At 63.4% G+C, this 14,067-nt stretch carries 10 protein-coding genes; 9 read left to right on the forward strand and 1 reads right to left on the reverse strand.

Annotated features, from left to right (window positions below; all coding sequences use genetic code 11):
- Positions 1-570 precede the first annotated feature (570 nt).
- The 9 genes from U9R80_RS13200 to U9R80_RS13240 all read left to right on the forward strand — a co-directional run bounded on the left by U9R80_RS13200 (position 571) and on the right by U9R80_RS13240 (position 10,975).
- Complete coding sequence (locus U9R80_RS13200; RefSeq protein WP_301837893.1) at positions 571-1,755, forward strand: lipid-transfer protein; 1,185 nt, start codon at positions 571-573, stop codon at positions 1,753-1,755.
- Positions 1,756-1,794: 39 nt separating this feature from the next.
- The gene (locus tag U9R80_RS13205; protein WP_301837892.1) at positions 1,795-2,232 is read left to right on the forward strand and encodes a MaoC family dehydratase N-terminal domain-containing protein; all 438 of its coding nucleotides are present in this window, start codon (positions 1,795-1,797) and stop codon (positions 2,230-2,232) included.
- Between the two features lie 10 nt (positions 2,233-2,242).
- Positions 2,243-2,671 (forward strand): MaoC family dehydratase, encoded by a 429-nt coding sequence (locus tag U9R80_RS13210; RefSeq protein ID WP_301837890.1) that lies wholly within the window; start codon positions 2,243-2,245, stop codon positions 2,669-2,671.
- Between the two features lie 31 nt (positions 2,672-2,702).
- Positions 2,703-3,536 (forward strand): SDR family NAD(P)-dependent oxidoreductase, encoded by an 834-nt coding sequence (locus U9R80_RS13215; RefSeq protein ID WP_301837889.1) that lies wholly within the window; start codon positions 2,703-2,705, stop codon positions 3,534-3,536.
- A gap of 67 nt (positions 3,537-3,603) precedes the next feature.
- Positions 3,604-4,746, forward strand: coding sequence for an acyl-CoA dehydrogenase family protein (locus U9R80_RS13220; RefSeq protein ID WP_301837888.1), 1,143 nt, complete (start codon positions 3,604-3,606; stop codon positions 4,744-4,746).
- Between the two features lie 59 nt (positions 4,747-4,805).
- On the forward strand, positions 4,806-6,368 hold the full coding sequence (locus tag U9R80_RS13225) for a long-chain-fatty-acid--CoA ligase (protein ID WP_301837887.1): 1,563 nt from the start codon (positions 4,806-4,808) through the stop codon (positions 6,366-6,368).
- A gap of 116 nt (positions 6,369-6,484) precedes the next feature.
- Positions 6,485-8,305 (forward strand): DUF1302 domain-containing protein, encoded by a 1,821-nt coding sequence (locus U9R80_RS13230; protein WP_301837884.1) that lies wholly within the window; start codon positions 6,485-6,487, stop codon positions 8,303-8,305.
- Between the two features lie 25 nt (positions 8,306-8,330).
- Positions 8,331-9,701: a DUF1329 domain-containing protein gene (locus U9R80_RS13235; protein ID WP_301837882.1), complete on the forward strand. Its 1,371-nt coding sequence runs from the start codon at positions 8,331-8,333 to the stop codon at positions 9,699-9,701.
- A gap of 83 nt (positions 9,702-9,784) precedes the next feature.
- Positions 9,785-10,975: a lipid-transfer protein gene (locus U9R80_RS13240; RefSeq protein ID WP_301837880.1), complete on the forward strand. Its 1,191-nt coding sequence runs from the start codon at positions 9,785-9,787 to the stop codon at positions 10,973-10,975.
- A 1,348-nt stretch (positions 10,976-12,323) separates the two neighbouring features.
- On the opposite strand, the gene U9R80_RS13245 is transcribed toward U9R80_RS13240, so the two are convergent.
- Entirely contained in the window at positions 12,324-14,045 is a 1,722-nt protein-coding gene (locus U9R80_RS13245) for a hypothetical protein (RefSeq protein ID WP_301837877.1), read from the reverse strand.
- Positions 14,046-14,067: the final 22 nt, after the last annotated feature.

The following is a 14,067-nucleotide window of genomic DNA, read 5'->3' on the forward strand; positions in this document are numbered from 1 at the left end:
AGCTGCAATGGCCTCTCGCGGGGCAAGCCCGCTCCTACAGACATACACCCGGTAGGAGCGGGCTTGCCCCGCGATGCGCAGGATGCTGAATGCGGAGGTAGATCCCGCTTTCGTAGCCGCTGGCGCCAGCCTGCGATCGGCCGCGCAGCGGTCGTGGTTCTGGCAACATCATCTGTGCAAGCCGAGATGGCCTCTCGCGGGGCAAGCCCGCTCCTACAGACATACACCCGGTAGGAGCGGGCTTGCCCCGCGATGCTCAGGATGCTGAATGCGGGGGTAGATCCCGCTTCGTAGCCGCTGGCGCCAGCCTGCGATCGGCCGCGTAGCGGTCGTGGTTCTGGCAGCATCATCTGTGCAAGCTGCAATAGCCTCTCGCGGGGCAAGCCCGCTCCCACCGCACCACCTCACTACTCCTGCCCCTCGTTCCTTTGAACGCCTCCCTGGTTGATCCGCAACTTCATCCCTTCAGCGGTCGTAGCACCGCCTTGCCACTCCTACGATGGGCACCAACAACTACCGGCCGGCCGGGCAGGTACCCCTCTGAAAGTGCATGGCAAAGGACACGATTCGATGAACGACAAAGTGGTGGTAGCCGGAGTTGGCATGATCCCGTTCGCCAAACCCGGTGCAAGCCCCAGCTATACCGACATGGGCGCACAGGCCACACGCCTGGCGCTCAAGGACGCCGGCATCGACTACGACAAGATCCAGATGGCCTTCACCGGTTATGTCTACGGTGACTCCACCTGCGGCCAGACCGCCCTGTATGAAGTCGGCCGCACCGGTATCCCGATCGTCAACGTCAACAACAATTGCTCTACCGGCTCCACCGCGCTGTACCTGGCCCGCGCTGCGGTGCAAAGCGGCCAGGCCGAGTGCGTGCTGGCCCTGGGCTTCGAGCAGATGCAGGCCGGTGCGCTGAAGTCGCACTGGGACGACCGTCCGCAGACCCGCGCCAGTGTCGTGCATGTGATGGAAGAGCTGACCCGCGATGTCGACCTGCCACGCGCCTTGAAAACCTTCGGCGGTGCCGGCCGCGAGCACATGCAGAAGTACGGCACCCGCATGGAAACCTTCGCCGCCATCCGCGCCAAGGCCAGCCGCCATGCCGCCAACAACCCGCTGGCGCTGTTCAAGAACATTGTCAGCACCGAAGAGGTGATGAACGACAAGGTCATGTGGCCCGGTGTCATGACCCGCCTGATGGCCTGCCCACCCACCTGCGGCGCCGCTGCCGCGGTGGTCTGCTCGCCAGCCTTCGCCAAAAAGCACGGCCTGCGCAGCGATGTGGTGATCCTGGCCCAGTCGATGGTCACCGACCCGGTCGAGTCGTTCGATCCGCCGTCGATGATCGCCTACGCCGGTTTCCATATGGCCCAGCGCGCCGCCTACCAGGTGTACGAGCAGTCCGGCTTTGGCCCGCAGGATGTGCGCGCCGTGGAGCTGCATGACTGCTTCGCTCAGAACGAGTTGCTGACCTACGAAGCCCTGGGCCTGTGCCCGGTGGGCGGTGGCGAGCAGTTCGTGCTCGACGGCGACAACACCTACGGCGGCCAGGTGGTGACCAACCCCTCCGGCGGCCTGCTTTCCAAGGGCCACCCCCTGGGTGCCACGGGCCTGGCCCAGTGCTACGAGCTGACCCATCAGCTGCGTGGCAACGCCGACAAGCGCCAGGTCGACGAACTGAACATTGCCTTGCAACACAACCTGGGTCTGGGCGGCGCCTGTGTGGTGACGATGTTCGGCCGCAACTGAACCCGCCAGCCCCTTACAACAACAAGAGGAACCATGCACATGGCTGACAAGAACCTGATCGGGCACAAGCTCGGGACATTCAGCACCGAGGTCGAAAAGGGCCGCTTGCGCTTCTTCGCCAAGGCCATCGGTGAAACCGACCCGGTCTACACCGACGAAGCCGTTGCCAAGGCCGCAGGCCACAAATCGCTGCCGCTTGCGCCGACCTTTCTCAAATGCCTGGAAGGCGAGGGGCGCGAGCTGACAGCGTTCCTCAAGCTGGTGGACTTCGACCTGGGCCGCATCCTGCACGCCGAGCAGTCGTTCGTGTACCACAAGATGGCCTACGCCGGGGACGTGCTGACCTTCGACGCGACGATCACCGATGTCTACGAGAAGAAGGGCGGGGCCCTGCAGTTCGTGGTCACCGAGTCGCGGGTGACCAACCAGGACGGCGAGCACATCGCCGATGTCCGCTCGTCTCTTGTCCAGCGCTGAGGAATTGCCGATGTCCCTTGCCAACCACGTTCAGTTTTCCGATATCCAGGTCGGTGACCAAGTGCCGCTGCTCACGCTGCAGCCCGTCAATCGCACCACCCTGGCCCTGTACTGCGGCGCCTCGGGCGACCACAACCCGATCCACGTCGACATCGACTTCGCCCGCAAGTCGCGCATGCCCGACGTCTTTGCCCACGGCATGCTCTCGGCCGCCTATCTGGGTCGCCTACTGACCCAGTGGGTTCCCCAGCAGCAAGTGCGCTCGCTGTCGGTGCGCTTCACCGGCATCACCCAGCTGGGCCATGTGCCGAGCTGCAGCGGCACGGTCACGGAAAAATTCCAAGAGAACGGCGAGCAGCGCGTACGCCTGGCCATCCGCTGCGCCAATCAGTACGGCGAAGACAAGCTGCTCGGCGAAGCCGTGGTTGCCCTGGCCTGACCCCAAACCCCAGCATTTAAGGAACGGATTGATGAAAAAGCTTGAAGGCAAAGTCGCCCTGGTGACCGGTTCCGGTCGTGGTATCGGTCGTGAAGTGGCGCTGCAACTGGCCGCCTACGGCGCGCGCGTAGTGGTCAACGACCTTGACGCAGAACCGGCCGAAGAAGTGGTCGCCACCATCCGCGGCGCCGGTGGCGAAGCAGTCGCCTGCGTGGGCAGCGTCACCGCGCCGGACTTCGCCGAGCGTCTGGTCAAGACCGCCGTCGACAACTACGGCGCCATCGACATCATCATCAACAACGCCGGTTTCACCTGGGACAACGTGATCCAGAAGATGAGCGACGAGCAGTGGTACGCCATCATGGACTGCCACTTGACTGCGCCGTTCCGCATCCTGCGCGCCGCCCAACCGGTGATCAGTGCCGCGGCCAAGAAAGAAGCCGCCGAAGGCCGCGAAGTGCTGCGCAAAGTCGTCAACATCTCGTCCGGCGCCGCCGGTGGCAACGTCGGCCAGAGCAACTACTCCTCGGCCAAGGCCGGCATGCTGGGCCTGACCAAGACCCTGGCCAAGGAGTGGGGCCGCCTGAAGGTCAACGTCAACGCCGTGGCCTTCGGCCTGGTCGACACCCGTCTGACCCAGGCCCTGGCCGGTGAAGACAGCAAGACCGTGAACATCGAAGGCCGCGAAATCAAGGTCGGCGTGCAGCAGTCGCGCCTGGACAGCGCCAGCCAGACCATCCCCCTCGGACGTCCCGGCAAGCCCGAAGAAGCGGCCGGTGCGGTGGTGATGTTCTGCCTGCCCGAGTCCGACTACTGCTCCGGCCAGGTCATCTACTGCGGTGGTGGCCCAGGTTCCAATTTCTGATTGCTCCTTGCCCTGCAGCCCCTGGCGTTACGGACGCCAGGGGCGCTTCGACCTAGAGGTTCACGCAATGCTGGAAAACTACCGCTCACCCTGGATGACCGAAGACCTGGAGCAGTTTCGCGACATGGTCCAGCGTTTTGCCAAGGAGTACATGGAGCCCAACGAGCTGCACTGGCGCGAGCAGCACTGTGCCGACCGCGCCGCCTGGCTCAAGGCCGGCGAGCTTGGCCTGATCCTGCCGGACGTGGGTGAAGAGTACGGTGGCGCCGGCGGCACCATCGGCCACTACGCCTGTGTGGTGCAGACCATGAGCGCCTTCGGCGGCGGCCTGGGCCTGGGCCTGAGCCATATCGTTGCGCACTACATCCTCGAGTCCGGCACCGAGGCGCAGAAAAAGCACTGGCTGCCGAAAATCGGCTCCGGCGAAGTGATCTGCGCCATCGCCATGACCGAGCCGGGCGCCGGCTCCGACCTGCAATCGGTACGCACCCGTGCGGTGAAGCAGGGTGACACGTACGTCATCAACGGCGCCAAGACCTTCATCAGCAACGGCCAGACCTGCGACATGGTGCTGGTGATTGCCAAGACCGACACCAGCCAGGGCGCCAAGGGCGTTTCGCTGTTCATGGTCGACACCAACACCCCGGGTTTCCGTCGCGGCAAGCTGCTGAGCAAGATCGGCATGCACGCCCAGGACACCTCGGAGATGTTCTTCGACGACGTCGAAGTGCCGGCCGATTGCCTGCTCGGCGAAGTGGAGGGCAGGGGCTTCTACACCCTGATGAGCCAGTTGCCCTACGAGCGCGCGCAGATTGGCGTTGGCGCCGTGGCAGTGATGGAGCGCGCCCTGCGCCTGACCGTGGAGTACACCAAGGACCGCAAGGCCTTCGGCAAGCCGGTGATCGACTTCCAGAACAGCCGCTTTGTGCTGGCCGACGTCAAGGCCACCGTGCTGGCGGCCAAGACCTTTGTCGACCTGATCGTGCAGCGCTGGATCGACGGCAGCCTGGACACCACCCTGGCCTCGATGGGCAAGTTCTGGCTGACCGAGCGCCAGGGCGAAGTGCTCGACCGTTGCCTGCAGTTGTTTGGCGGCTACGGCTACATGAACGAGTACCCGATCGGGCGGATGTGGGCCGATGCCCGGGTGGCGCGCATCTACGGCGGCTCCAACGAAATCCAGCGCGAAGTGGTTGCCCGCTCGCTTTGACCTGAAGCCGATTGCCGGCCCCTGATCACTTCAACAATAAAAACAAACTGGAGTTCAGTATGTACATCACTCAAGGGCTGCACCGCCAGTTGCAGCGTCGCCCACACGCGGTGGCCATCCGCGACCAGGGTCGCAGCACCACCTACGCCGAGTACGGCGAGCGCGTCGCGCGCCTGGCCGGTGCGCTCAAGGGCCTGGGCCTGGGCAGTGGCGATCGTGTCGCCATGCTGGCGTTCAACTGCCAACGCTACCTGGAATACTACCTGGCGGTACCCTGGGCCGACGGTGTGGTCAATCCGGTCAATTTTCGCTGGAGCGCAGCAGAGATCCTCTACTCGCTCGATGATTCGCAAACCTCGATCCTGATTGTCGATGACCACCACAAGGACTTGGGCCGCAAGATCCTCGAGCAGGCCAGCACCGTGCGCCAGGTGATCTATGCGGGCAACGGCCCTGTGCCCGAGGGCATGCTCGACTATGAAACCCTGGTCGCCAACAGCCAGGCGGTGGAAGACGCCCGCCGTGGCGGTGACAACTTGCTCGGCATCTTCTACACCGGCGGCACCACCGGCTTTCCCAAGGGGGTCATGCTCAGCCATACCAACGTCGCGTTCTCGGCGCTGAACTCGCTGACCATGGGGCGTTGCGGCATCGACTCGATCTACCTGCACGCCATGCCCATGTTCCACCTGGCCGATTTCGCCGCAATGACTTCGCTGTTCATTTCCGGTGGCACCCATGTGGTCCTGCAGAACTTCACGCCCCAGGGTGTGCTGCAAGCGGTCGATCGGGAAAAGGCCAACGAGATTCTGCTGGCGCCGACCATGCTGCAGATGCTGCTGGACTGGCACCAGCAACATGGCCAGGCGCTGGATGTCAGTGGCCTGACACGCATCAGCTACGGTGCCTCGACCATTACCCCAGTGCTGCTCGACCGCGCGCGCAGCGTGTTCGTCAATGCCGAGTTCACCCAGGGCTATGGCATGACCGAGCTTGCACCCGTGGCCACGACCCTGGGCGCCGAGTACCACACGGCCGAGTACCAGGCCAACGGCAAGATGTATTCGGCGGGGTTCCCGGCGGTGTGTGTGGAAGTGCGCATCGTCGATGGCGACGACAACGAAGTGCCGCGTGGCACCACGGGCGAGATCATCGTGCGTGGCCCCAACGTGATGCTCGGTTACTGGAACAACCCGCAAGCCACCGCGCAAGCCCTGCGTGGCGGCTGGATGCACACCGGTGACGGCGGCTACATGGACGAGGACGGGTTCATCTACGTCTGCGACCGGCTCAAGGACATGGTCGTCAGTGGTGGCGAGAACATCTACAGCGCCGAGGTCGAGACCGCCATTGCCAGCCACCCGGCGGTGGTGCAAAGCGCCGTGATCGGCATCCCGTGCAACAAGTGGGGCGAGACCGTGCACGCGGTGATCATTCTCAAGCCCGGGGTGACGGTCAGCGGCGAAGAGATCATCGGCCACTGCCGCGAACGCATCGCTGGCTACAAGGTGCCGCGCAGCATCGAGTTCCGTGATTCGTTGCCGCTGAGCAGTGTCGGCAAGGTCTTGAAGACCGAGCTGCGCAAGCCGTTCTGGGAAAACCAGAAGCGCGGCGTCGCCTGATTGCCTGAACCTTGCGCGGCCAGGGAAGGCCGCGCGTTTCTTTCGCTTTCGCAGAGACCAGAACCGCACCCTGAGTGCGGCATGCCTTCCTGGCGCACCTGTATACCGGAGTCATCATGAACCTGACGAGAATGCGTGGAGCCCGCGCTCCGCACCTGTTGGCCGTCGCCGTTGCCCTTGCCGTGCAGTCCCAGGCCAATGCCAAGGACTTCAGCATTGGCGAAATCGAAGGCAGTTTCGATTCATCGCTGTCCATCGGCGCCAGCTGGGCCGTGCGCGGCCCGGACCCGGATTTCATCTCCAACTTCAACTCGCAAGGGACCCGCGGCAACGCGTCCTCGCGTACCAACGACGACAACCGCCTGAACTTCAAGAAGGGCGAGACCTTCTCGAAGATCTTCAAGGGCGTGCACGACCTGGAACTCAAATACGGACAGAGCGGCGTGTTTGTGCGCGGCAAGTACTGGTACGACTTCGAGCTCAAGGATGAAAGCCGGCTGTTCTACGACATCGACGACAGCGGCCGTGACCGTGCCGCCAAGTCGTCGGGGGCGATGTTTCTCGACAGTTTCGTCTACCACAACTACAACCTGGGCTCGCTGCCGGGCAACGTGCGGGTCGGCAAGCAGGTGGTGAGTTGGGGCGAGAGCACCTTCATCGGCAACTCGATCAACAGCATCAACCCCATCGACGTCGCCGCCTTGCGCCGCCCGGGCGCCGAGGTCAAGGAAGGCCTGATCCCGGTCAACATGTTCTACCTGTCCCAGGGCCTGACCGACAGCCTGACCGCCGAGATGTTCTACCAGATCGAATGGGAGAGCTCGGTGATCGACAACTGCGGCACCTTCTTCGGCAACGACGTCACCCCCCAGGGCTGCAACGATCGTGTCGTACTGGCCGGCCTAGACCTGCCGCCGGGCGTGGCCAACAACACCGGCACCCCGGGGGTGACCGACGATGCCTACGTTCCGCGCACCAAGACCCGCGACGCCCGCGACAGCGGCCAGTACGGCCTGGCGCTGCGCTGGTACGTACCGGAGCTGAACGAAACCGAGTTCGGCTTCTATGCCATGAACTACCACAGCCGCAACCCGAGCCTGGACTTCACCCGCGCCACCAACGCCAGCAACGCGGTCGCCGCCATCCGCACCGCCAGCTACAACGTGGTCTACCCCGAAGACGTGCGCCTGTACGGCGTGAGCTTCGCCACCAACGTCGACGGCACCTCGCTGGGTGGTGAGATCAGCTACCGGCCGAACATGCCGCTGAACCTCAACGGCGCCGACCTCAACCTGGCGGCGCTGGGCAATGCGGCCTCGCCGCTGTTCCAGAGCGGCAATTCGGTGAACGTTGCCGGTGCCGACATCGACGGCTACAAGCGCATGCCGGTGCTGCAGGCGCAGGTCAGCGCCACGCACTTCTTCGACCAGGTGATGGGCAGCGACCGCCTGACCCTGGTGGGCGAGGTGGGCTACAACCACATCAACGGCCTGGGCTCGAGCGACGGCAGCGACCTGCGCTTTGGCCGCAACACCGTGTTTGGCGCCGGTGAACTGGTGAACCAGGCAGTGTGCGTGGGCGCCAACCAGCCCGTGCCGGGCCAGCCGGGCGTGACGGCGCCGAGCAACCCACAGCAGGAATGCAACAGCCACGGCTTCTACACCAGCAGCTCCTGGGGCTACCGCCTGCGTGGCAAGTTCGACTACCCCAACGTGATCGCCGGCATCAACCTGTCACCCAACATCGCCTGGTCCCATGACGTGGACGGTGTCGGCCCCAACTTCGAGGAAGGCACCAAGGCCGTGAGCCTGGGGCTGGATGCCGAGTACCTGAACACTTACACCGCCAGCCTGAGTTACACCGACTACTTCGGCGGCAAGTGGAACACCAACACTGATCGCGACTACGTCGCCCTCAGCTTCGGCGTGAACTTCTGACCCCCATCAGAGAGGAAAAACAACAATGAAACCTGCACGTCTTCTGCTCACCGCCTGCACCCTGTCGCTGTCCCTGGTGGCCGCGAGCGTAATGGCCGCCGTTTCCCCGGAAGAAGCGGCCAAGCTTGGCACCAGCCTCACCCCGGTAGGCGCGGAAAAAGCCGGCAACGCCGATGGCAGCATCCCGGCCTGGACCGGCGGCCTCAAGGCCGACGCCGCCCCGGTGCAAAACGGCTTCATGGGTAACCCCTACGCCAGTGAAAAGCCGCTGTTCGTCATCACCGCCGCCACCGCCGAGCAGTACAAGGACAAGCTGACCCCGGGCCAGCAAGCCTTGTTCAAACGCTACCCCGACACCTACAAGATGCCGGTGTACCAGACCCAGCGCAGCGCGGTGCTGCCGCAAACGGCCTATGACGCGGCGAAAAAAAGCGCGGTGACCACCGAAGCGATCAACGACGGCTATTCGCTGAAAAACTTTGAACAGATCCATTACTTTGCCTTCCCGATCCCCAAGAACGGCCTGGAAGTGGTGTGGAACCACCTGACCCGCTACCGCGGCCATAGCTACATCAACTCCCAGGTCCAGGCCACGCCGCAGGTCAACGGCAGCTTCACCCCGGTGCAGATCGAAATGGCCAGTGGGTTCCCCTGGCTGATGGCCGATGCCAAGTCCAAGGACATCAACAACATCCTGTTCTTCGTCAAGCAGACCGTGACCGCACCGGCGCGCATGGCCGGTAACGTCACCCTGATCCACGAAACCCTCGACCAGGTTGCCGAGCCGCGCATGGCCTGGGCCTACAACGCCGGGCAGCGCCGGGTTCGCCGTGCACCGCAAGTGGCCTACGACGGCCCGGGTACCGCAGCCGACGGCCTGCGCACCGCCGACAACTCTGACATGTACAACGGCGCGCCGGACCGTTACGACTGGAAACTGGTGGGCAAGAAGGAAATCTACATTCCCTACAACAGCTACAAGCTGCAGTCGCCGTCGCTCAAGTATGACGAGATCATCAAGCCAGGCCACATCAACCAGGACCTGACCCGCTACGAGCTGCACCGGGTGTGGGAAGTGGTGGGCACGCTCAAGTCCGGCTCGCGGCACATCTATGCCAAGCGCCACATGTTCTTTGACGAAGACACCTGGACCGCTGTCGAAGTTGACCACTACGACGGCCGCGGCCAACTGTGGCGGGTCAGTGAAGGGCACAGCTACACCGACTACGTACAGAAGCTGACCGCCTTTGCTGCCGTGGGTACCTATGACCTGATTGCCGGGCGCTACGTGGTGTCGAACCTGGGCAACGAGAACAAGGCCGGCATCAACTATGCCTACCAGCCGAGCGTCAACGATTTCACCCCGGCAGCGCTGCGCAACGCCGGTATCCGCTAGAACTGTCTGTATCGGCTGTTCGCCCTGTGCGGGCGGACAGCATCGTTATTCCCTTTGAGACTGTCTGATACTGGAGATCTGTGATGTCGCAAAAACCTTATGTCGTGGGCGTGGGGATGATCCCGTTCGTCAAGCCGGGCACCAGCGGTACCTACATCGAGATGGGTGCGCAGGCCATTCGCCTGGCGCTGCAAGACGCCGGCCTGGACTTCGGCCTGGTGCAACAGGCCTATGCCGGTTATGTGTACGGTGACTCCACCAGCGGCCAGGCGGCGCTGTATGAAGTGGGCATGAGCGGCATTGCGGTGGTCAACGTCAACAACAACTGCTCCACCGGCTCCAGCGCCCTGTTCCTGGCGCGCCAGGCGGTGGAGAGCGGGGCGGTGGACTGCGCCCTGGCCTTCGGTTTCGAGCAGATGCAGCCCGGTGCGCTGAAATCGGTGTGGACTGATCGCCCGGGTGCCACTTCGCACAAGACCGGGCCGGTGATCGAGGAACTGACCGCCGATGTGGGCGATATGCCCAGTGCCTTGCGCATGTTCGGCGGTGCCGGGCGTGAGCATATGCACACATACGGCACGCAGATGAGCACCTTCGCGGCCATTCGCGCCAAGGCCAGCCGCCATGCGTCCAACAACCCGCTGGCCTTGTTCCGCAAGGTCGTCACCACCGAAGACGTGATGAACGACCAGGTGATCTGGCCGGGCGTCATGACCCGTCTGATGGCCTGCCCACCGACGTGCGGCGCGGCGGCGGCGATCATCTGCTCCGAAGCCTTTGCCAAGAAGCATGGCCTGAACACCGATGTGGTGATCCTGGCCCAGGCTTTGACCACCGATACACCGATTTGCTTTGAGAGCAAGTCAATGATCGAAGTGGTCGGTTTCAACATGGCGCAGCGGGCGGCCCAGGCGGTCTACGAGAAGGCCGGTGTGGATCCGCTGGACATCCGTGTGGTGGAACTGCACGACTGCTTCGCCCACAACGAACTGCTGACCTACGAATCGCTGGGGCTGTGTCCGGTGGGTGGGGCCGAGCGCTTTGTGCTCGATGGTGACAACAGCTATGGCGGGCAAGTGGTGACCAACCCGTCGGGTGGTTTGTTGTCGAAGGGGCATCCGCTGGGGGCTACGGGGCTTGCGCAATGTTATGAGCTGACGCATCAGCTGCGCGGCACTGCTGACAAACGTCAGGTGGAAGGTACCAGCCTTGCACTGCAGCACAACCTGGGTCTGGGTGGTGCGTGTGTGGTGACGTTGTACGGACGGGGCTGAGCGTAGGCGGTAATGTTTGCCGGGCCTTGTGCCCGGCTTTTTTTGGGTTTTTCACTGAGTTCTGTTGGTGTTGGTGTTGGTGTTGGTGTTGGTGTTGGTGTTGCGGCTGGGGGCTTATCCATTTCATGGGGTGACGCTGATGGCCCCTTCCGCCCTTACGGCGGGTCCCTTTTGTCTTGGCAAAAGGAACCAAAACCGCTCGCTCCTGCATCCGGCCCTACGCTGCGCTCCGGGTTCCCTCCCTCCGGTGCCCTCCAGGGGCCTCGCGGCCTACGACTTGCTGCGCCAAGTCTACGGCTCGCGACTTCGGCTACGCCGAAGGGTGCTGCGCACCTGCCCCTTCCAGACACCTCCACTCGGCCTCCTGAAGTCGCGAAGTTACGGGCGGCGCCTGGGAGGACGCATCTTCGAGATCAACATCCACTGCCAACAGCCAGGTAGGAGCAGGCTCGGTGGGAGCGGGCTTGCCCCGCGATAGGCCCCTGAGCCGTGCACATCCAGCTGCAACACTGAAGCGGGATCATCGGCAGGCATGAATCTATCGGCAAAATTCAAAATCCATCGCGGGGCAAGCCCGCTCCCACAGCAGGCATTCGGTAGGAGCGGGCTTGCCCCGCGATTAGGCCCCTGAGCCGTGCACATCCAGCTGCAACGCCGAAGCGTGATCACCGGCAGGCATGAATCTATCGGCAAAATTCAAAATCCATCGCGGGGCAAGCCCGCTCCCACAGCAGGCATTCTGTAGGAGCGGGCTTGCCCCGCGATAGGCCCCTGAGTCGTGCACATCCAGCTGCAAGGGTAAAGCGGGATCAGCGGCAGGCATGGATCTGTCGGCAAGATTCAAAATCCATCGCGGGGCAAGCCCGCTCCCACGGCAGGCATTCTGTAGGAGCGGGCTTGCCCCGCGATAGGCCCCTGAGCCGTGCACATCCAGCTGCAACGCTGAAGCGGGATCATCGGCAGGCATGAATCTGTCGGCAAAATTCAAAATCCATCGCGGGGCAAGCCCGCTCCCACAGCAGGCATTCGGTAGGAGCGGGCTTGCCCCGCGATTAGGCCCCTGAGTCGTGCACATCCAGTTGCAACGCTGAAGCGGGATCACCGGCAGGCATGAATCTATCGGCAAAATTCAAGATCCATCGCGGGGCAAGCCCGCTCCCACGGCAGGCATTCGGTAGGAGCGGGCTTGCCCCGCGATAGGCCCCTGAGCCGTGCACATCCAGGCGCAACGGTGAAGCGGGATCACCGGCAGGCATGGATTTGTCGGCAAAATTCAAAATCCATCGCGGGGCAAGCCCGCTCCTACAGAGGGACAGAACGCCCGGTGTGGGGCACCGGGCGCTTGGTCTTACTGGCTTTTGGCAATCGGTTCGACTTTCTGCATACGGCTGGTATCCATCAACACCAGGCCAAAGGCCATGCCATACATCAGGCGCCCCTGGGCATCGACCTTGATCGGCGCATACATGCCGTTGAACACCGGATCGCTGCCGGTGGCGATTTCGAGGACAGTCTTGCCCGTGTCCAGGTCCATGCCGATGTGATAACCCTCGCCCTGGCGCGCGGTGTACACGCCGTTGATCACAGCCATGCGGCTGCCACCGCTGATCATCGGCACCACCGAGACCGAACCGACATCAGTACGGGTCCACAGGGTGTTCCACTGGTCCTTGGCGCTGTCCCACTTGAGCATCGCCACGCCCTTGGCCGCCGGACGGGTCATGCCGTTGAGCATGGTGACGTAATAGCCCGACTTGGCCAGTGCCGGTTTGTCTTGCGCCGGGATGTTGTTGACCACAAAGGCATGGCCGTCATACACCGCCACCGATTGTTCCGACTGCACGGTCGGCACCGCATCACCCAGGTCAACCTGGCGCTGGTCGGCAACCCGCGGCGACAGGGTGCCCGGCTTCTGCTTCCAGCCCGCCGGGATCTGGTCGCGCCACATGGCCACCAGGTTCATTTTTTTGGAACCGTCGGTGAACACCACCAGCTTGTCTTCGTCCGGGCCATAGCCCATCAGGGTCGGGGTGGAGCCGGTACCGTCGCCGATTTTGACCGCAGCGAAACGCACGCCACGTTCATACGGTGCTTTCCAGGCGCCGCTGGCCTCGTCGGCGTGGAGCTTGCCGTGCTTGTCGACCACCAGGCGGTACATGTTCTGGTTGGAGGCGACATACACCGCACCGCCATTCACTTCAGGGCCGGTGGCGAAGGAGTTGAGGAACACCTCGTCTGCGCCTTCGATGCGGTAGCTGTCGACCAGTGCCAGGGTGGTACGGTCCAGGGTGGCCACGGTGCCCCCCATGGTGTTGACCACCAGGTAGCCGTTCAGGGTCATGCCCATGCCGAAGGTGGTGTCCACCGGGATACCCACGCTGCGCTGGGTTTTCTGGTTATCGAACAGCGCGTCGGGCAGTTGCACTTCGTGGCTCAGCTTCATGCCCGAGGCCGGGTCTTTGGGGTCGTTCTGGTCGATGCGGAACACCCGGCGGGCACTGGCGCCAATGAACGCGTTGTCGCGGGTCAGCAGCGAGTAGATGGCGCCGCCCAGCAACTGGTCGGTAGTGGCCGTCAGCATGCGGTTGGGTTGCGCCTGCATGTAGTCGAGCAGGCCTTTCTCATCCTTGGCGTCGAGGAATTTGTGCGCCTGGGCGGCCTGCTGCAATCGCTGCTCGGGGGTAACGGCGCTGAAGTTGGGCAGTTTGACTGGCAGGTCGACGCGGGCGATTTCCTTGAAGTTGAAGTCGTCCTCGATCTTCAGCTTGCGCAGGGAAAACCCGGCCCAGTACCAGTAGATATCCGTGCCCCCGACCTTGTCGGTGTACTGCATCAGGCTGCCCGATTCGTTGGGCACCACCCGGTAGGCATCCGGGGTCATCTTGTACGACCCGCGTGCCACGCTGATGCTGGTGCTGTCCGAGGCGCCATCGTTCCAGTGGGTCTGGTTGTTGTACGACTGGGCCAGGTACGGGTTGGGCGGTGCGACCTGGGTTTGCGCCGTGGCCGCAGCCGGTACGGCGAGGCAGCAGGTAGCCCACAGGGCCCAGTGGGGAGGTAACTCGAACATACGCTCTTTCCTTCCTTTTGTT

Source organism: Pseudomonas sp. JQ170C (genome assembly GCF_035581345.1).
Lineage (GTDB): Bacteria > Pseudomonadota > Gammaproteobacteria > Pseudomonadales > Pseudomonadaceae > Aquipseudomonas.